The organism is Chryseobacterium luquanense, assembly GCF_026460945.1.
Lineage (GTDB): Bacteria > Bacteroidota > Bacteroidia > Flavobacteriales > Weeksellaceae > Chryseobacterium > Chryseobacterium luquanense.
The window spans coordinates 476,039-496,387 of record NZ_JAOVZV010000001.1; the positions used below are offsets into that span (position 1 = coordinate 476,039).

Genomic DNA, 20,349 nt, shown 5'->3' on the forward strand with positions numbered 1-20,349 from the left:
CTATGAAACGAAATAAAAAACGAGAATTTCAATCCTCAGAATTAGTAAAATCATTCGCCAGAATTCATGGTTTTGAGCATAAACTTATCGCTTTTGAGATAAAAGATTTTTTGGAGGATTATCTTGACGAAAGCCTTTTTCAAGAGATTATCAGTGTAAATTTAGACAACAAAATCATTCAGATAAGAATCAATTCGCCTTTGCTGAAAAATGATTTCAATATGAGAAAAAGCTTTTATTTAAAAAAGTTTCAGGATAAATTCGGAGAAGAAAAATTTAATGATCTTCAGATTTTGTAGGAATTGAGTTCTGTACTAAGTTATTAGATTTCAAATCAAAAGTAGATTGTAAGGGAAGGAAAAATTTCAAAGGATTTCTTAAAAAATATCTGAAAATTGCACGATAGATTTCTCTTACTTCACCGAAATTCATTTTTCTCGAACGGAAAGCCAAAAACATCGATAAACTAAAACTCACCAAAAAGTTGAAGAATCCGATAACAAAAACGGTGATAAATGATGTCCAAAATATTGAAGAACCAACAGTAAAATCTTTTCCATACAAACCGATTGCAAAATTTCCGGCAGCAAAAGTGATGTGACGAATATCTAAATCGAGACCGAAAAACAACCCGATTGGCGCCGTTGCTCCCAGAAAAACTCCAAACCAAAAATTAGATATAATTCCTGCCCAGTTTTTAGCATAATATTTTGAAAGACCTTTCGCAAAATGAGCTCCAAATAATCTTCTTATAGGAATATTTTTAGCAATTCGATCCGGAATTTGATAAAAAATAGAATTATTACCGATATTACCCGAAATAATCCCTGAAATAAAAAGATAAAAACCGGCAATACACGCATGAAGAATTGCTTTAGATTTAAAAGGATCTAAATCTTTCAATAGCTTATCAGATTTTTCAACGGCTAAATTCTGAGAGAAAAAAACATCCAAACCATAAATAATCAACAAAGCTATCGGAAATGAAAGCAAAACATTTCCTACAAAAGCAATAAACTGACTTCTAAATAATTTCGAAACCAAATCAGCAAATTCGGTATAATTACTTTTCGTATTTTCCTGCTCAGATAAAACCTTCGTCATCGTTGCAGCAGTCATTGCAGGCTGTTTTGTTGCTAAAGTAAATCCCATCAAGTAAATCATCACAAATCCCATTGCATAATTTAATGAGTATAAAAATGCATGAAAAAAGTCGCTTCCAGGCATAAAACCATACAGCATTTTCAAGACACATAATGCTCCAACGATAATTCCTCCACCGCTTGCTTTGTAGAACATTTTCATGTACTGTTTACGGCTTGAAGTAATATAATGACTGCCCGTTTCTGCAGTGTGATTTGTAATTAAATGTGAAATCAACCTCGTACTATCGTTGATGAGATCGGAAATATTATTCTTATGAGATTTATAATTTAGAACATTAAAAATCAACTGTTTAGACTTAATAATTACATCCTCATGCTGATCAATTATTAGTAGATTTACAATCTCAGAAATTCGCTGTGTTTGTTGACGGATTTTAAGAAGTGACTGATTAATCTTGCCGGAAATCCCGTATTTTGAAGAGTTTTTAAAGGCAATGTTTACAAAATCCTGACATTGTTCAGCATAAATCTTAATCTGTTTATATCTGCTGTCTTTGGAATTTAGTTGAATTTCAGGATTAATCTTAAAATCCTCTGCTAAAGCTTCCAATTCATTTTGTAAAGCTAAAAATGGGTTGTCAAAATTTCTGTATTCAGGAGCCATTCTCACAACATCCACTTCCAAAGCCATTCCGGTAACGCGCCACGAAAGAATATTCATTGAAAAAATAAGTTCGCTTTTTACTTTAGGTTTTAAAATAAAATCTGAAATTCCCAAAATACTCATCAACTCATCAAGCTCATTCTCGGGAAGATTGTGAAGATATTCGAGATCTTTTTTAGTGCTGAAACTTATGTTGTCAATAAGATACCAAACCGTATTTTCGTGCTCAACCGGTGGTAAAATTTTATTTAAAATCCTTTTTTTAAGTTCTGGAAAGAAGGCGTTTTCAGAAAGAATATTAGCCTCCGTCAAAGAAAGATTAAAAGGTCTATCCGAGAAAATATTGTAGAGATAATGTCTGAAATTATCCGCAGAATTCTGATTTGTTTGAAGGAACTCAAGAATATTTTTAAAATCTGTCTTTTTTATTGCCTCTAAAAACTCGGTCAAAGGTTCGAGCGAAGTGGTTTCATTCTTAAAAGAAAAATATTTTTTAAGAACAGATTCGAAATTTTTTGTACTTGAATTCAGCAGCTTCATTGGTGCAAAGATACTATTTCAAACTCACATTCCTCATTTGTCTCATAATCCAGCTATGTTTCTTTCTTAAATATGCTGAAGGATTTTTAGGATCATACTTTTTCGGATTTGGTAAAACTACGGCAATCCAGGCTGCTTCCGAAGTGTTTAAATCTTTGGAAGATTTCCCAAAATAGTATTGTGAAGCCGCTTCAATACCGAAAACTCCCTGTCCCATCTCGATGGAATTTAAATATCTTTCGAGAATAATATCTTTAGACCAAACTTTTTCGATAATGAAAGTATAAATCGCTTCCAGTCCTTTTCTGACCCAACTTCTACCCTGCCAAAGGAAAATATTTTTTGCAGTTTGCTGGGAAATTGTACTTCCGCCTCTTATTTTTTTCCCTTTTTCATTATTTTTCATGGCTTTTTCGATTGCCGTATAATCGAAACCATTATGATTAAAAAACTTTTGATCTTCAGAAGCAATCACCGCCTTTTTCACATTACTTCCCATTTCATCATAAGAAATATAGTCTCGTTGTAATCTTCCATATTCGAAAAGTCCACCGATTTGAGTAATCGTGATGGGCGGATTGAAGAATCTTCCCCAAATAATGAAAACTACGTTCAGAATTAGAACTATAAAAATAAACTGTTTTATTTTTTTCCACATAAGCTAAAAACTTGACGCAAAAATATAAAAATACTGCGAGTTAAATAGCTTTTGGCAATTGGCTTTTGCTATAAGCTTAAATTTCAATATATGCTTGTCTGCTTGAAAATTAATTATAATTTTTATCACAAATTCACGAATTTTTATAGCTAAAACTGATAGTAGGGCTTAATCTACAAAGAAAATTCAAAAATTTATATTCGTGAATTAGTGGCTATTTTAAAATTTAAAAACTGTTATTTCAATTCATTCATGTAAGTCAATTGATAATTCGGTAAAAGTTCGGGATGAAAAATCTTTATATAGTCTTTTAAAACCAAATCTGATCGTACTACTCCACTTTCAAAAAAATCGTTGGCTTTTTGTCTCTCTTTTCCAGAAACTCCATAAATCTTTCCTTTGTTAAACACTTCTAATTTCCCATAAAAAGGATTGATGCTCAACATTTCTTTTTTCGAAATATGATTTCCCGCATTTATCCAGAATTGAATATTTTTTGACTTTGCAAAAACTTCTTCAAAGCTCATTGTAACAGCTTTTTCCTCTATATTCTCTTTTAAAATATAATTAGCATTGGCGTCGGCAACATAATTGGCTGTAAAAGTTTTTCCTCCCGGCAAATACCATACATCGTCGTACATTTCATTAGCTAAAACATATGGTTTTGAAGTTGATTTTAAAGCTAAACTTTTCAAATCGTTATAATTTTTCTGAATTTCATCAAATTTTGTTTGAGCTTCTTTTTCTTTGCCTAAAAGTTTTCCAAATAATTTAATGTAAGAGGTCTTTACCATGGGGCTTTGCTCCATGTATTCATCCAAAAAAATCACCTTAATATTATTGTTTTTTAAAAGTTGATAGGTATTATCAAAACTTGCAATATAATTGGTGAAAATCGCATCTGGTTTCATTGCAATAATCTTTTCTACATCATATTTTTGTTCATTCCCTACATTTTGAATTTTTCCTGATTTTAATAAGCTGTGAATCTTTTCAGAATAAATATACTCCGGACTTGCAATTCCAATAACCAAATTTTCTGCACCAAGCTCCGAAACATAGCCCATTAAACTTGCATTTAAAAGGATGATTTTAGAAAACGGAATTTTATTTTTTTCGAAATAATACTTAAAATTTCCTGATTTTATGTCTAATTTCCCGTTATCATCTTTAAACTGTACTCTTTCAGAGATCTTTTCCCAATCTGAAGATGATATTTTTTGTTCTCTTTTACAGTTGATTAGAAATAAAAATGCGATTATCAGTAAAAATTTTGCTTTCATCTTTCAAAGAAAGCAAAAAAGTACTATATTTGCAAACCTTTAAACAACGGCTTCGTGGCGCAACTGAATAGCGCACCTGATTACGGCTCAGGAGGTTACAGGTTTGAATCCTGTCGAAGTCACACAGCCAAATGGCATCAACTAAAAACAGTTGGTGCCATTTTTCAAATGTAGTATTTGTAAATTTCTACTTCATAAACTACCAAACTCTACATTACCTTATTACTCGCTTAAAAATGTTCGAATTGTAATTCTAATATTGAATTCTTCTAATCTTTTTTATTAAATAGCAAACTCCAATACTTAAATATTGGAGTTTATCTTTGAAATGGGTTATTAAGAAAATTAATTTTCCAAATATTCTCTAATTTTATCTTTTGGTAAAAGATCTAATATTTTTTTCACGTCAATAATTTTGTGCTCGTTGATAATACTTTGAACGGCTTTTTCTGCATTCTTTTCATTCACGAGTCTTTCCAATAAACCATAAATATTTACCATAGTTTTATGGGTATTCTCTTCATCACCACCAAACCAAGATCCGTTGAAATGATGACTCACATAATTTTTTGGTAAATCTTGAGAAAAATAAACTGAAGGATATAAAGTTACTCCATGTTTAAGCTTTTGAATGGTATCTGAAAATCGGTCTGCTCCATAATCTTTCTCAAGCATTTCAGAAAAAATATCCGTATTGATTCTTTCTTCAAAACCATCTTGTTTATCGTAATAAGCTACGAAATCTTTTGAAAGCTGATGTCCCGGTTCTGCCATCCAAAATGCCGAGTAAGGAACGCCTTTGACCTCAAAACCACATACAGCTTTTTCGTTTAGAAATTCGTCTAAAGGAAGCTTCAATTCCATATCAGTATCCATATATATTCCTCCATGCTCAAGCATCACTTTGGAGCGTACATAATCTGAAACAAAAGCCCATTTTCCCTGCTCAAAAGCCTCTTTTACATAGTTATTATCTTGAACAGGAGCATTAGATTCGTTCCATTCTATAATTTCGAAATCAGGATGAATTTTTCTCCATGTTGCAAAGCAATGTTTTGCCAATTCGTCTTTTTCGTTACCGCCAAACCAGCAATAATGTATTTTTTTTGGTATCATAAAATATTATTTGGTATCTCTTTAAGAAGACAAACGTCTCATCAACGTTCAATTATTTACAAAAATTAAACCTAAATGTCTTTTTAAATCTATTATTTAAATTTTAAATGAAATTTGATTCTTATTAAATAATTACAGAAGCAAATCATTAAAAAGATTCAATCACACTAAATTAAGTAATTGATTGGTACAGTTATTTCTTGCACAATATTATTTCAGCAAAATCTTTTCCCTTTATTTATGAAACAAATAACCGATCCCCGATACGAACCAAAAAATTATGTAAAAATTACCACTCCTGACTGGGTGAAAAATGCTACAATTTATGAGCTGAATATACGCCAGTTTTCTAGAGAGGGAACTTTTCAGGCGGTCAATAAACAGCTTTCAAGGTTAAAAAAAATGGGTATTGATATTATCTGGCTAATGCCGATTCATCCGATTGGTGAAGTTCATCGTAAAGGAACATTGGGAAGTTACTATTCTGTAAAAGATTATTATGGAATCAATCCTGAATTTGGTTTAGAACAAGATTTTAAAAATCTCATAAAAGCAATTCATGATGCTGGAATGTATGTTATTATCGATTGGGTAGCAAACCATACAAGTTGGGACAACGAATTGGTTGAAAAACATCCTGACTGGTACATGAAATCCAGAAAAAACACATTTCAATCTACCCGATGGAGAGATTATGACGATATTATAGAATTTGATTATAAAAATCCTGCTTTAAGAAAATACATGACTGAAGCTTTAAAATATTGGGTAAAAGAATTTGATATTGACGGTTACCGTTGTGATATTGCAAGCTTTGTTCCGATTGATTTTTGGGAAAATGCAAGAGAAGAATTAGATGCTATAAAACCCGTTTTTATGCTTGCTGAAGCTGAAGACAAAGAACTTCACAGAAAAGCATTCGACTCAACTTACAATTGGACACTATGGAATATCCTGCATCTTATTTCAGTACAAGGATTAAGTGTAAAAACATTGACGGAAACTTATTTGGCAGAGCACGTTTCAATTTTTCCAAAAGAAGGAATTCGTATGAATTTTATAGATAATCACGATAAAAATTCATGGGAAGGTAATCAGTACAGTAATTTTGGTGATGCTTTAAAAGCTGTAATTGTTTTTAATGTAATGATGGACGGAATTCCACTTGTGTACAGCGGTCAGGAAGCAGGATTAAACCGTTCACTTGAATTTTTCGAAAAAGATCCCATTGAATGGAAGACTCATGAATTTTCAAAACTTTACACAAAGCTTTTTAAGCTAAAACATAAAAACCAGGCATTATGGAATGGTCAATACGGTGGCGAAATGGTAAGAATTATGAATGATAAAATGGATAAGGTTATCTCTTTTGTCCGAGAAAAAAATGGTGATAAAGTTTTAACCATTATCAATCTCTCCAGAGACCAGCTTATTGTACAACTCGACACATCATTTGATCAAGGCATTTACACCAATCTATTTACAGGTAAAAAAAGGAATGTTGATTCTACAATGGTTGTAACATTAGATGCATGGCAATATACGATACTGCATCTTACTGGTAATTATAATTAATTATGGCTTCGTGAAAAAAATTTTTCAACTTTAGTTTCCAATTCTGTAAGATCAAAAGGTTTTGCAATGTAATCGTTTGCCTGAGCTTTTTTTGCCAAGTAAGCAATATCACTGTTTGCGCTTACATAAATCACTGGTATATTTTTGAAATCCTGATGATTTCTTAAAAGTTTTAATGCTTCTATTCCACCAATTTCAGGAATCCAATTATCCATTAAAATTAAATCTGGTTTGAATGCTTCTACTCTTTCAATAATATCGTGTGAAGTTTCAGATATTTCAACGTCATAACCGTTTTCGGCAAAGATGATGGTAAAGACTTCGAGAATAGATTTATCGTCATCAAAAATTAGAATCTTTTTCATAATCGTTCTCATTTACTGCAAACGGTAACAAATATAAAATTTGTACAGGATTCTGTTTTATGATTTGGATAATGTTTTTTGAATAAAAATTATTTATAGAAAGTTTTTGATGTAATTAAATCATAGAAACAAAAAAAAGACCGTCATACATGACGGTCTCACTATAAAATAGTACAATTTATTTTGCTTTAAAGTACACTCTTCTATTTGCTTTATTTTTCCATTCCGGACATTTTGATGCAGGATCACATTCCGGATATTTTAAATCATTTTTTCCATTTCCCTGTGCGTCCAGCTTGGTAGATTCTACACCGTTTTTAATTAAATAATCTTTCACATTATTAGCTCTGTTTTGAGATAATTTTTGGTTATAAGCCTCGCTTCCTCTCGTATCAGTAGCTCCTACAACAGTATAAGAACCATTTGAAGAATTGATGTAGCCTACCGCATTATTCAAAATTGGTGTATTATTCGATAAAATTTTGTCTGAATTAAGTTCAAATTCAATTCCGTCTAATTTAGTTTCAGCTTCTGTAACAGATCCTGAATTTGGAGTTTGAGCAGATTCAACCGGACAACCGTTATTTTCTACTGGTCCAGGAACTGTTACACATTTATCATAAAGATCGATAACTCCATCCATATCTACATCCAAGGCAACTCCAGATCCGTCAACTCTTGCTCCTGCAGGAGTATCAAGCTGTCTGTCCCAATCATCACAAACTCCGTCATTATCTGCATCACCTGCTTTACAAACCTCTACATCGTTGATTTTAGATTCTAAAACATCCGTTCTGTAATAAATTTCCTGAAGCGGATCATGCCACATTAAGTGAGATTCATGTTTACCTAATTTCACTGAAAGACCTAGAGTAGCATTGATAAAATTATCTGAATTATTATCTTTTCTCATATTTACCACGCTGTCTCCACCGTCAAAAGTATCATCTGTAGTAACGATATACATTACTCTTCCTTCAATATCTAATCTTCTGTTGATTTTATATTTCAAACCAGCACCTCCTTGTCCAAAAAATGAAAGACCATCTCTGATTGGTTTAACTTCTGTCACCAAACGTTGACCTGTTTCGTCTTTTAAATAAGCTCTGTATCCAATAGTTCCTACACCAGCATATCCGTGCAATGCCCATCTGTATGGAGATTTATTATCAACTCTTCTGAAAAGATTTGTTAAATTAAGATCTCCTAAAATAGAGACAGCATCATATTGAGTTCTACCTCCATATTGTCCGTTTACAGAAGCATTTGCAGGAGCTGCATCTCTAGTATAAAAAGCACCTTGACGAGTTTCTCCACGGTCATATTGTAACTTCAATCCGAAAGTATGACTAATTGCTTTATCAATACTCAAATAAGCAGAGTATCCTACCAAACTTTTTCCTGCACCCTTACCGAATTTTAATGATGTAAGATCTGCATACTGCATTAAAGGAACTCCTGCACCAAATGAAATTGACCAGTCGTTAAATCTTTTAGAAGACTGCGTAAAACGCTCTACATTTGCTGAACCTGACGAGAATGTATTTGGATATTCTCCATTGTTACTTACCTTAATTGAATCTTGTGCAAATACACATGAAGGTACCGCTATCGCGAGCGATAAAATTGCTAGTTTTGTTTTCATATAAAAATTTTAATTATTTCAAATTGATGATAAATAATAGAATATTTTAATCCGTTTTATATTTATCTAATTTTCCCAATGCACTTTTCAATGCGGGTTTTCAGCTGTGCCTTCCTATATTCAATTACTGTACCAAATAAACAATTTAAACTAAAATAATTTATTTTTTAAACCTTAAAATACTGATTCCTAGAATAATTTAAATTCAAATCAGTATTTAACTTAAAAATAGTAATTTTAAAATATTAGTTTAAAAACATTTAATGCCTTACGAATTTTGCAATTCAGAATTATTTGTTCCTGACAAAATCTGATGTCCCAAATAAAACAGAAGATGTAACGAATTATAGGGCACAAAAAGCTGTAAATTATTAGAATTAAGCATTTCAAATTTCCATTTATTTTGAGTGCAATAATTCATCATTTCCTGAAGGTCTTTATCTAAAAGTGCAAGTACTACTTTTACCACATCATTACTTTTAATCTCTGCATTAACACTTAATTCCATTATATTTTTTATTGGTATATTCCTTTTTGCAATCGGTGTGCCATCAAAAGTTTAGAAATAAATAATTTTAATTTATTTAAAAAAGACTTTCATAATTAACCCGAAATCAACACAATAAAAAAAATCATATTATAAAATAAAAAATCCTAAAAATTTCTTTCTAGGATTATATTTCGTAATTAATGATCGATAATCATCGTTTTCTGAATTAAATTTCAAATAGATATCAGATTAATTTTTCAACTCATTTAAATTGTTGAATTTACTGTATGAAGATTTTAAATGATGAAGCTGATCGCTTACAACTCTTGAACTTTCCGGGCAAAGATCTCCGCTGTCTAAAGCATCTTGATAGGCATCAATAGCCGCTTCTTCCCCGAATACTACATTTCCAAGAGTAGCTCCTGTTTTGTCTCCTGAAAATGAATTTTTCACATCAATCCAACCTCGGTGAATTGCTCCGGCAGTACTTCCAGTATTATCCGGTTCTCCGCCTCTTTCTGTAATTAAATTAATAAGTTCTGATTTCATTACCTGAGATTGAGCTACCATTTGATCGTAATCTCCTTTTACAGGCGAATAAGTATCCCAAACTTTGTCTTCTACTTTTGAAAATCCTTGAATTCTGTCATTTGTAATGTTCAATAAATCGTTTAATACCGATACTGTTTTTTCGTTTTGCATAATAATATTTTTGTTGTGAGCCTTACTTCTTACAACCACCATACCATTAAAGTGTTAAATAATGCTAAACATATAATGTGTGGTATATTTTGTTTTTTTGATTAAAAAGGTTTGAATTATCCAAATCAGGTCACAAATATGTTTTTAATCATAAAAACATAATTATTTTTTCAATACATGAATTCATTTAAGGAACATTATTTGAATTTCAATTATATCAAAAAAAATATTGTATGAATCAAAATATATCTCAACATATTGCAGTGATCGGCGGTGGTCCTGCAGCATTGCTTTTTTTAAAACATATTACAAAAAGCAGCAACCTTCCGAAAAGCATTTTTATTTTCGAAAAAAACGACAGACTTGGAGTCGGTATGCCTTATGGTAAATTTGGATCGTGTAATGAACATGTAGCGAATGTTTCAGCTAATGAATTACCCAAACTTGTAGATAGTTTTGAAGATTTTATCCGAAGAAATCCCAGCGAAAAGTTTAATGATTTTAAAAATCCTGAAAACCTAAATCCGTATTTGGTGATTCCTAGACTTTTATTGGGTGATTATCTTGAAGATCAATTTCAACAGTTGATTGATATTGCCGAAGAAAAAGGAATTAACGTGATTATCAAAACAGAAACTGCTGTTAAAGATATTCTTCCGAATTTTAGTTCAGAAAGAAAATTTAAGATTATTACAGAAAATAGCGAAGACGATACAGAGTTTTTGGTTGACAAAGTTGTGATTTGCACTGGTCATATTTGGCGAAAAAAATACGAGGAAACTGTTAAAGGTTGGTATGACTCACCTTATCCACCATCAAAATTTCAGGATGCGACTAATTTTCCGGTTGCAGTAAGGGGAACTTCACTCACAGCGATTGATGCCGTAAAAACTTTAGCAAGACTGAATGGTAAATTTACTGAAGATGGCGATAAATTGATGTATCAACTTAATGATTCATCAGAAAATTTCCGTTTAGACTTATTCTCAAAAGGAGGTTTTCTTCCTGCTCTGAGATTTCATTCTGAAGATGATTCTTATTCATTAAAATGGGCAATGTCGTTGCAGGAAATCGATGAATACAAAGAAAGCCATAAAGGTTTTGTAGATCTTGATTATGTTTTTGAAATTAATTTTAAAAAGCCTTTAAAAGAAAAAGATCCTGATTTCTATGAATCAATTAAAGATTTAACTATTGAAAAATTTGTAGAAAAAATGATGAATTTTCGTGAAAAAGTCGACAGTTTTGAACTTTTTAAAGCTGAATATTACGAAGCTGAAAAATCAATCAACAGAAAAAAATCAATCACCTGGAAAGAAAAACTTGCAGCATTCAGTTATGCGATGAATTATCCTGCAAAGCATTTCTCCGCAGAAGATATGCTCCGATTAAAATCTACTTTAATGCCATTAATTACGATAATTATTGCATCATTGCCACAGTCTTCTTATAAAGAAATGATGGCACTTCATGAAGCTGGACTTATTACGTTAATTGAAGTTGATAAAGAAAGTACTGTTGAACCCAATATCCAAGGAGGAGCTGATTACATTTATACCGATAAAGAAGGCAATGAAATTAAGAAGCATTATGAAATGTTTGTTGATTCAATCGGACAGCAACAAATGAATCCGGAAGATTTACCTTTTAAAAGTTTAGTAAATGAAAGTTTGGTAAGTGCAGCTTATCTTCGTTTTAAAAACCAACAAAAAGGTGAAGAACTGTTTATTAATGAAGATGAAAAAGTAATTAAATCTACGGATCAACATAATTATTATTTGAATGTTCCGGGTTTAAATATAAACGATTATTTTCAGTCGCTTGATTTGTACAATAAGCCTATTGATGGATTATTTATTATGGCAGTCCCTTTTATTGGCGGATTAAACCCTGATTATTCCGGGCTCGATTTTTGTGATACCGCCGCAGAAAGAATTATGATGGCAATTAACAGATCAGAATTTCCAATTTTTAATCAAGAAAATCAAAATCAAATACTTGAGGAAAGACAAATTTTATAAATTCAAAAAAAAAAACAGGAATTGAAATTATTCAGTTCCTGTTTTTCAATGTATCATTTGAATTTAGGATTAATAAATTCAAAACTATACCTTTTCTTTTTTCAAATTTCTTTCATTGCAGAATAAGTAACATTTGACTCTGCTTTTTTCCATTGAAAATATCTGTGTTACTTCTACTTTCTAATTTTACAGGGTTAACTTTCATCTTTTGTATTCTTAACGAGACTGATGCCCGAGGAAAAAAATATCAAACCTAAAATTCCTATAACTGCTAATGACGTATATGCAGCGCTTTTATTAATAACTTCGTACCCTGTATAAATAAGAGCAGCAATTCCCAACACTGTAAGAACAGTTCCAAAAATTCTTTTAACGTTCATGATAATATTATTTGGAAATGCCTAATCAAGATACGTGCCTTATATGATGAAAGGTATAAAATAAATGATTTAGATTTTAATCTAAACTACAATCATAAAGTAGATTTTTTAATTATTTCGGAAGCATAAACCAGAAAGTACTTCCCTCTCCTATTTTGCTTTCCACACCAATCTTTCCGGAATGTTTTTTTATTATTTCAGAGCAGATAAACAACCCTAAACCAAGACCCGAATAAGATTTCCCGAGATGATCTGCACGATAATATCGATCAAAAACAAAGGGAATGGCAGATTCCGGAATTCCTTGTCCAAAATCTTTTACAGAAACTTTAATAAATTCTCCAACAGCTTCAGTTTCAATATTGATTCGCTTAGAATCTTTCCCATATTTAATGGCGTTGTTCACAAAATTAACGACAACCTGATCAATTCGGTGTTGATCGGCAAAAACCTCCAAAGTTTTATCTCCGCTGAGAATAATTTCATACTCGTTTAAAAATCTTATATGACTACAACTACTATTTAACATTTCATAAATATTAAAAGTATTGCATTCAAGATTCAGCTGATCCTGCCCCATCCTACTCATATTCAAAAGATCATCAACAAGCATGCACATTTTTTCGATGCTCTTATCAGATTGTTCAATCAGTTTTACGTGAGTTTCAGAATAAGGACGGTCTTTAATTCGGTTTAATAGTTGAATAGATGCTTTTACAGAAGTCAAAGGAGTTTTTAATTCATGACTTGCCACGCTTAGAAAGTCGTCTTTACGCTGCTCTGCCAATTTTTTATCGGTAATGTCTGCAGTCATACCAACCATTCGATTAGCATTGCCGTTTTCATCATATCTTGGTCTTCCATGAGCCTGAATCCAATGAATAGATCCATCTCGCCATTTTACAGGATATTCTGCTTTATAAATTCCATTGGTGCGAATTGCATCCTGTACCAAAGCTTTTACACTTTCACGATATTCGGGAAGCATGGCTTCAAAAAGATCAGGATAATTAAATTCTTCATGAGAAAGATACCCATAATTATATTTAAACTGAGTAGTGCTCTGCATAATTCCGGTTGCCAATTCAACTTCTGTAGAACCCAATCCGCTTGCATTCATTGCGATTTCTAATCTTGTATTGATTTCGCTCAATGATTTTCTTGCGGCAACCTGCTCTGTAACATCACTTGCGACAATTAATATCGATTTACTTTTGCCATTTTCATCAAACATAGGTTGATAAACGAAATTTAGATAATGCTCAACCAATACCCCTTCTTCTGCAATCAATGCAAGATCTTCAATTCCGTGATAAGCTTCACCTGTAGAATATACTGTTTTAAGAATTTCACCAAATTGCTGCCCCTTAAGCTCCGGCAAAGCTTCTTCCAGTGGAAGACCAATAATGGAACGGTTTTTATTCCAGATTTTTAAAACCATTTCATTAACGATATCTACCTTAAAATCTTCACCTTTCAATGAAGCCATAGCAACAGGAGCTTTTTCTACTAATGTTTTAAAGCGTTCTTCACTTTCAGCAAGGGTAAAATTTGCAGTTAAAAGATTTTTTCTTGTTGATTCAAGTTCTGTATTAGAAGTAAAAAGTTCGTCATGTTTGGCAACTAGATCATCGTTGGTTGCCATATATTCTTCATTAAGCGCAGAAAGATTATCGATGAGTTTTTGCTCAGATTTAGATTTTTCTTCAACTAGAGTTTCGGCTTGTTTTCTTTCTGTAACATCAAAAGCCGTATGAAGAATATATTCTATCTTTCCGTTTTCATCGGCAATAGCTTTATATTCAAAATCGAAAAAAAATTTCGTCAGATTTCCATCAATTTCCAAAACTGCCGGAAAATCTCTCGCTACGAAAGTTTCACCCGAATTCCATACATTTTTTAATATATCAAGAAAAGGCTGATCATATAATTCAGGAATCGCCATATCAAATGTTTGTCCAACAACAGATCTATCTTTCCCCCAAAACTTAAGCATGGCCTGATTAACACTTAAAATTTTAATATCTGCACCGGAATAAACAGCCGTAGCATTCGGACTATAAAACAATATTGATAACAGTTTCTCAGGCTGTACAAGGTCAGGAGCATTCATAAATATAAAAAATTGCTCAAATATAACTATTAATATTTTTAAAGAATCTCAAAAACATTAACTCAGCCATTTTTATTATAATATTTTGCAATAATAATGGAGTTTATGCTATAAATTTTTAAAATAAAATCATTTACACTCTTATTCTACAAAGCAATTTCTAAAGAAATACCGGCTTTTGCACTATTAAAAACCTCTTCTGCTTCACTGTAAAAAACATTCATTGATATTTCAAAACCATTTGCCATGAAAAAAGTTACATTTCCATCAATATTATGACTGAGAAATCCTATATGATTTACATTGATGATAATCGGTTTGCCTAAAGCTTTTGCTCCTTCAAGAGAATTAGGGCGCTTTAGGTTAATAATCACCGATTGTTTTACGTAAATCAAACCGTCGGATGTTGATTTTAATTTGATATTCATTGTAGGTAAAATTACAATAATAAAATGAATCAATTATGATCTCAATAGTCGCTTTTTCTTTAAAACCAATGGCACATGCTTTGAATATTAATCTTCATTACATATGAAAAAAATATTTCTAGGAACTATAGCGGGAAGCATAGCAATTGCAGGAATAATCTATCTGTCAGGTTATGGATATATCTTCAAAGCCATTGGTATAAATTTAAAGAAAGGGCCATTAACACCTTCGATTGATGATGGAGAAAAATTTCCTTTTAATGTTATTTCTAATTCCAAATCTCAACCCTGGAAAAAAAGCATTGACTATAATTCCAAAAAAATTTCAGAACTACTGGAAAATGAGCTTAAAAAAACAAGAGCATCTTCACTGATTATCATCAAAGACAATATGCTGGTTCATGAGCAATATTGGAAAAATCACGAATATTCTTCACTGATGAATTCTTTCTCAATGTCAAAAGGTTTTCTTTCTATTTTGGTAGGTTGTGCTATTGATGACGGTTTTTTAGATTCTGAAAATGAATTAATTTCTTCCGTTTTTCCTCAATATAAAGAAAGCAAATTTGGTAAACATCTCACTTTTCGTCATCTGATGACAATGCAGGGCGGATTTGATTGGGACGAGGAATATCGACATCCGTTTGCGGAAAATTCAAAACAATATTTTGTAGAAGATCTTGCAAAACAAACTTTCGAAACAGAAATAAATAAAATGCCGGGAATTAATTATGAGTATCAAAGTGTTTCCGCACAACTTTTAGGATTAGCTCTGACAAAGATTACTGGGAAAAGCCTAGCATCATATCTTTCTGAAAAATTATGGATTCCTTTGGGAATGGAGTTTCCCGCAAAATGGAGCACAGACGAAAAAGGAACGGAAAAAGCATTTTGCTGCATTCATGCAACAACAAGAGATCTGGCAAAAATCGGACAATTGATTTTGCAAAATGGAAACTGGAATGGCAAACAACTTCTAGATTCTGATTATTGCAAGAGAATGCTTAGTCCAACAAAAGAAAATGATGCTTTTTGTTATACAATTTGGGCGAATAATGAAACTTCAAGGATTTCACGATTTTTCTATGGTTTTTTAGGTCAATTCATTATTATTCTCCCTGAAAAAAATATGGTTATCGTGAAAACAGGTTTTTACAACAGATTAGAAGTTGATGAAAAGAAAAGACCTTTGCAAGTACAAGTTCTTATAGATGAACTGGAAGGTTTGTATTAAAAAATGTAAAATTTCCACCTCTATTTGAGAAATTTGTAGAAAATGGCACAAATATTGAAATTAAGGAAGTGAACTATTTTAAAAAATAGCTATTTAAGGGAACCAAAATATTCTCAGCGTTTTTGCTGAGAATATTTTTTTATATCTGTTTAATTAAAGTGATTAATTCTTTTTTTAATAAGATGAACCAGTTTCTATTTTTACATCCTTCTTTAGATACAATGTGGTTGCAACAATAATAAATTGTAACCCTACAATGAAACCTCCCATCACATCTGTAAACCAATGTGCACCGAGATATATTCTAGACATTGCCCCCAATATAAGCATCAAAACCATCAGAGAAATAAAAACTCTTTTTTTCGTTTGATTAAGTGCTTTATTATAGCCGATAATTACAGAAAGCAATCCGAAATAAACCGTATAAAATAGAACATGACCACTTGGAAAACTTTGGAAATGCGTTTCCTGAACTATTCTCACAAAATCGGTTCCCGGTCTTGGTCTGTCAATCAACATTTTTAAAACCCAACTGATTCCTCCGGTAAGAATTGTTGATAAAATCAAGTAAGCTTCCCTTTTTCTTTTAATAATAAAGAAAACAAGAGAGGTCAAACAGATCAGTAAAAATGCTATCGGAGAATAACCCAACCAACTTAAACCCTTCATCAAATTTTCTAAAACAGAATGTTCATATTTTTGAAAAGCTGAGGACACATAAATATCCCAAGAAAGCAAAGAATCATTCTTTACAAAAGAGGTCAACAAAAGAAAAATGCAGAACAAAAGAATAAAAAAAATAAGATTTTTCCGGTATAAATTATTGATGAAAGAATGTTTTTTCAGATTATTTTTTTGCATTAATGTACATTAAAGAAGATGAAGAATTTAAAACGTAAAAGATGAAATTATATTATTTTTTAATTTTAAAACTAAAATTGGTTATGATTGAATGGACGTTTTATCTAATTCAAGTTTAAGACAGCCCAAAATAAATTCGCTGTAATACAGCTGTGCTTTCAGAGACATCGTTCTCGAATGCAAATCAAGTTTTTCAGAAAGTATAATATTTCCTTTGTATGATATGGCAAAATACGCAAATAATTTATTTTTTGAATCTTCTACAGGTGTTGCATAGCCTGTAACTCCTATCGACCAATCACTTTTAAAAATTTCAGCAACTTCCAATGCCATATTTTCAGCTATATTTGAAGAGACACAATCATTGGCAGCTGCATCTTTTTCATCAATATTGAGAAGTGAAAGTTTTTCTTCCAATGTATAAGCTGTGATTCCTCCTTTGAAGAATTTTGAAGCATCTTTCATCTGTGAAAAAGAAAACTGCAGAAACCCCGATGTTACACTCTCCGCAACAGAAACAGATTGACTGGACGAAAGTAATTTATCACCAATATAATCTAATAAATTCTGCAATTCGACCAAAAAATTCACAAATGATCGAGCGTTGAGATGCTCTATGGTAAGGTCAATTTTGGAATGTTTTAAAATCATGGTAATAATATTCTGTACATTGCCAATCTAATATTAAGCCAATATTAAGAGTTATGAGCAGGCAATTTCTATCCTATTAAAATTCAAATTGATACATTTTTAAATTTAACTTCTCGAATTGTTTTTTTTATATAATTAAAACATAAACAATTATGCTATGTGATTTGAAATTATAATTGAAGAATTAATTTATATTGCATAAAGCACTATCTTTACACTCCTAAGAAGTATATTATATCTATTAGGATTCCTGCTATGATAGAAAATACTTTTGGAATCAACATCATTCCTGAAAATGAAGTTCAGCGACTGGAAGCTTTACAGCGTTACAGAATAACAGATACTCCATCGGAGGAAAGCTTCGACGGAATTGCGCAACTTGCTGCTCAGATTTTTAATGTTCCCATTTCACTTTTATCTGTTGTAGATTCAGAATCTGTATTTTTTAAAGCGAATATAGGAATGGGGAATGCAAAAAAAGCTAATCGTGGGAAAAGTCTTTGTGCATTAGCTATTTTAGATAAAGATGTTACCGTTTTTGAAGATGCTCTGAAAGAATCTTGTCTGCAGGCAAATCCAAATGTAATGGGTGATTTCGGATTACGATTTTATGCTGGAGCTCCGCTGATTACTCATGACGGATTCCTTATCGGCACATTATGTATAATAGACCAAAAACCAAGAGAATTTAGTGATTCAGAAAGAGCAATTCTTGAAGGATTAGCAAAAACAGCCATGGATCAGATTGAGCTTCGCAGATCATCTCTGGAAACCATTGAGCAAGCTCAGCAAGTTAATAGACAACTTATTACCACCCAAGAAAATCTAAAAAAAGCAGTTCAGGACTTAGCAGAATTCAATGTTGAAATGGAAGCAACCAATGAAATGCTGAATTCCACAAATATTGAACTGACTAAATCATTTGATTTGACGATATCATTAAATCAGGATCTTAAAAAAAGCCGGCAGCGTTTGCAATCATTTATCAGCAAAGCACCAATTGCATTCGGAATTCTTACCGGTCGTGATTTGGTTATAGAAGTTGCCAACGAAATGATTTTAAAGGTTTGGGGAAAAACTTCAGATGTTTTAAGATTACCTCTTGCTGAAGCCTTACCTGAATTAAAAGGTCAACCTTATCTTTCAATTTTGGACAATGTTTTTACTTCGGGAAAAACATATATTGGAGATACTGCACCTGTAAAATTGGAAGTTGAAGGAATTCTCAGCGATTGTTTTTTTGATTTTATTTATGAGCCCCTTAGAAATGATTCTGGTGAAACCATTGCCATTATTGTAATTGCAAATGAGGTAACTGAAAGAATTAATAAAAAGAAAGAGCTCGAAGATTTGAATCAGCAACTTGAAATTGCTTTGAACGCAGGACAATTGGGTTCGTATCATCTTAATATTCAAAATCAGGAATTGACCGGTTCTTCTATTTTCAGAACTATTTATGGACTGAAAGATGATGAAGATCTACGATTTGAAGATATTATGAACATCATTATGCCTGAATATCGAGAACCAATTTATGATAAAATTAATCAGTCGATAGAAAGCAGAGAACCATACAGCGCAGAATATAAAATTAAAAAGAAAGACCAATCAATTCATTGGATTCACTCTTCAGGACTTCCAAGTTACGACGCAAATGGTGTAGCAGTTGGCATGACCGGAATTGCAATAGATATTACCAAAAGAAAAAATTACGAAACACAAAAAGATGATTTTCTTGGTATCGCAAGTCATGAATTAAAAACACCAATTACAAGTCTGAAAGCAACCATTCAATTGTTAACAAGATTAAAAGAAAACCCGAATCATCAGATGATTCCCAGACTGATCGATCAGTCTTCTCAAAGTTTGGAAAAGCTTAATAATCTGGTTGATGATTTATTGAATATGCACAGAATCAGTGAAGATCAATTACAGTTAAAAAAACAGACCTTTAATATTTCAAAAATGCTTGAAGATTGTTGTAATGACATCAGGCTTGATGGTCAGTTTAAATTAATCATTGATGGAGATCTTTCCACAAACGTTACAGCCGATGAACACAGGATTGAGCAAGTTGTGGTAAATTTTGTAAATAATGCTGTAAAATATGCTGCAGATTCTGAAAAAATTCACCTCATCATTGAACAGATTGAGAAAAATGTAAAAATAACTGTAAAGGATTTTGGAGCTGGAATTGATCCATCCGTACAACCTTACCTTTTCGACCGTTATTACCGCGCTACTCATGAAGGCAGAAAATATTCCGGACTAGGATTAGGTCTTTATATTTCATCAGAAATTATTAAAAAACATGGTGGAGAAATCGGAGTAGAAAGTACTGTTGGTGAAGGAAGCAGTTTTTGGTTTACACTACCATTATAATTTTTTTATAAATCATCATAGAATATTAAATCAGAATACTATTTTCAATCACAATATCAAGATTTAACAGCTATAAAAATAAGCGAGGCATAATAGTTGTATAGCAGTTATCACAACTAAGTTTATCACATAAAT

Annotated in this window: 18 protein-coding genes and 1 tRNA gene; 6 read left to right on the forward strand and 13 right to left on the reverse strand. The window is 31.8% G+C overall.

All coding sequences use genetic code 11. The annotated features are described in order from the left end of the window. Positions 1 to 2: 2 nt before the first annotated feature. Positions 3 to 299: a hypothetical protein gene (locus OEA66_RS02225; RefSeq protein WP_267279817.1), complete on the forward strand. Its 297-nt coding sequence runs from the start codon at positions 3 to 5 to the stop codon at positions 297 to 299. Here OEA66_RS02225 and OEA66_RS02230 read toward each other — a convergent pair. The 3 genes from OEA66_RS02230 to OEA66_RS02240 all read right to left on the reverse strand — a co-directional run bounded on the left by OEA66_RS02230 (position 277) and on the right by OEA66_RS02240 (position 4,251). After that, on the reverse strand, positions 277 to 2,310 hold the full coding sequence (locus OEA66_RS02230) for a transporter-like protein (RefSeq protein WP_267279818.1): 2,034 nt from the start codon (positions 2,308 to 2,310) through the stop codon (positions 277 to 279). The two genes, OEA66_RS02225 and OEA66_RS02230, sit on opposite strands and share 23 nt — an antisense overlap. 13 nt (positions 2,311 to 2,323) lie before the next feature. Further along, a complete protein-coding gene (gene mtgA / locus OEA66_RS02235; protein WP_267279819.1) occupies positions 2,324 to 2,968 on the reverse strand; it encodes a monofunctional biosynthetic peptidoglycan transglycosylase in 645 nt (214 codons plus the stop codon). A 236-nt stretch (positions 2,969 to 3,204) separates the two neighbouring features. Next, entirely contained in the window at positions 3,205 to 4,251 is a 1,047-nt protein-coding gene (locus tag OEA66_RS02240; RefSeq protein ID WP_267279820.1) for an ABC transporter substrate-binding protein, read from the reverse strand. Positions 4,252 to 4,299: 48 nt separating this feature from the next. Between OEA66_RS02240 and OEA66_RS02245 the strand changes: the two genes are divergently transcribed. Then, a tRNA-Arg gene (locus OEA66_RS02245) sits at positions 4,300 to 4,373 on the forward strand. Positions 4,374 to 4,596: 223 nt separating this feature from the next. Here the strand turns inward: OEA66_RS02245 and OEA66_RS02250 are convergent. Beyond that, positions 4,597 to 5,367, reverse strand: a complete 771-nt coding sequence (locus OEA66_RS02250) for a glycosyltransferase family 32 protein (RefSeq protein ID WP_267279821.1) — start codon at positions 5,365 to 5,367, stop codon at positions 4,597 to 4,599. Between the two features lie 240 nt (positions 5,368 to 5,607). Between OEA66_RS02250 and OEA66_RS02255 the strand changes: the two genes are divergently transcribed. Next, entirely contained in the window at positions 5,608 to 6,942 is a 1,335-nt protein-coding gene (locus OEA66_RS02255) for an alpha-amylase family glycosyl hydrolase (RefSeq protein ID WP_267279822.1), read from the forward strand. Here the strand turns inward: OEA66_RS02255 and OEA66_RS02260 are convergent. From OEA66_RS02260 to OEA66_RS02275, 4 genes are all read right to left on the reverse strand, one after another. After that, on the reverse strand, positions 6,939 to 7,307 hold the full coding sequence (locus OEA66_RS02260) for a response regulator (RefSeq protein WP_267279823.1): 369 nt from the start codon (positions 7,305 to 7,307) through the stop codon (positions 6,939 to 6,941). The two genes, OEA66_RS02255 and OEA66_RS02260, sit on opposite strands and share 4 nt — an antisense overlap. A gap of 178 nt (positions 7,308 to 7,485) precedes the next feature. After that, positions 7,486 to 8,952, reverse strand: coding sequence for an OmpA family protein (locus OEA66_RS02265; protein ID WP_267279824.1), 1,467 nt, complete (start codon positions 8,950 to 8,952; stop codon positions 7,486 to 7,488). 268 nt (positions 8,953 to 9,220) lie between these two features. Further along, the gene (locus OEA66_RS02270) at positions 9,221 to 9,460 is read right to left on the reverse strand and encodes a hypothetical protein (protein WP_267279825.1); all 240 of its coding nucleotides are present in this window, start codon (positions 9,458 to 9,460) and stop codon (positions 9,221 to 9,223) included. 231 nt (positions 9,461 to 9,691) lie between these two features. Next, positions 9,692 to 10,144: a ferritin-like domain-containing protein gene (locus OEA66_RS02275; RefSeq protein WP_267279826.1), complete on the reverse strand. Its 453-nt coding sequence runs from the start codon at positions 10,142 to 10,144 to the stop codon at positions 9,692 to 9,694. A gap of 233 nt (positions 10,145 to 10,377) precedes the next feature. Between OEA66_RS02275 and OEA66_RS02280 the strand changes: the two genes are divergently transcribed. Continuing rightward, positions 10,378 to 12,165 carry an FAD/NAD(P)-binding protein gene (locus OEA66_RS02280; protein ID WP_267279827.1) on the forward strand — a complete coding sequence of 596 codons (1,788 nt, stop codon included), beginning with the start codon at positions 10,378 to 10,380 and terminating at the stop codon, positions 12,163 to 12,165. 194 nt (positions 12,166 to 12,359) lie between these two features. On the opposite strand, the gene OEA66_RS02285 is transcribed toward OEA66_RS02280, so the two are convergent. The 3 genes from OEA66_RS02285 to OEA66_RS02295 all read right to left on the reverse strand — a co-directional run bounded on the left by OEA66_RS02285 (position 12,360) and on the right by OEA66_RS02295 (position 15,086). Further along, positions 12,360 to 12,545: a hypothetical protein gene (locus tag OEA66_RS02285; protein ID WP_267279828.1), complete on the reverse strand. Its 186-nt coding sequence runs from the start codon at positions 12,543 to 12,545 to the stop codon at positions 12,360 to 12,362. Between the two features lie 112 nt (positions 12,546 to 12,657). After that, positions 12,658 to 14,658 (reverse strand): PAS domain-containing sensor histidine kinase, encoded by a 2,001-nt coding sequence (locus OEA66_RS02290; RefSeq protein ID WP_267279829.1) that lies wholly within the window; start codon positions 14,656 to 14,658, stop codon positions 12,658 to 12,660. A 146-nt stretch (positions 14,659 to 14,804) separates the two neighbouring features. Then, complete coding sequence (locus OEA66_RS02295; protein WP_267279830.1) at positions 14,805 to 15,086, reverse strand: hypothetical protein; 282 nt, start codon at positions 15,084 to 15,086, stop codon at positions 14,805 to 14,807. A gap of 103 nt (positions 15,087 to 15,189) precedes the next feature. On the opposite strand from OEA66_RS02295, the gene OEA66_RS02300 reads away from it, so the two are divergent. After that, positions 15,190 to 16,320, forward strand: coding sequence for a serine hydrolase domain-containing protein (locus OEA66_RS02300; RefSeq protein ID WP_267279831.1), 1,131 nt, complete (start codon positions 15,190 to 15,192; stop codon positions 16,318 to 16,320). A 174-nt stretch (positions 16,321 to 16,494) separates the two neighbouring features. Here the strand turns inward: OEA66_RS02300 and OEA66_RS02305 are convergent, their stop codons facing one another. Both OEA66_RS02305 and OEA66_RS02310 read right to left on the reverse strand, forming a co-directional pair. Then, positions 16,495 to 16,989, reverse strand: coding sequence for a phosphatase PAP2 family protein (locus tag OEA66_RS02305; RefSeq protein ID WP_267279832.1), 495 nt, complete (start codon positions 16,987 to 16,989; stop codon positions 16,495 to 16,497). 273 nt (positions 16,990 to 17,262) lie between these two features. Beyond that, the gene (locus OEA66_RS02310) at positions 17,263 to 17,832 is read right to left on the reverse strand and encodes a CinA family protein (protein WP_267279833.1); all 570 of its coding nucleotides are present in this window, start codon (positions 17,830 to 17,832) and stop codon (positions 17,263 to 17,265) included. 255 nt (positions 17,833 to 18,087) lie between these two features. On the opposite strand from OEA66_RS02310, the gene OEA66_RS02315 reads away from it, so the two are divergent. Beyond that, positions 18,088 to 20,214: an ATP-binding protein gene (locus OEA66_RS02315; RefSeq protein WP_267279834.1), complete on the forward strand. Its 2,127-nt coding sequence runs from the start codon at positions 18,088 to 18,090 to the stop codon at positions 20,212 to 20,214. The last annotated feature ends 135 nt before the right edge of the window (positions 20,215 to 20,349 follow it).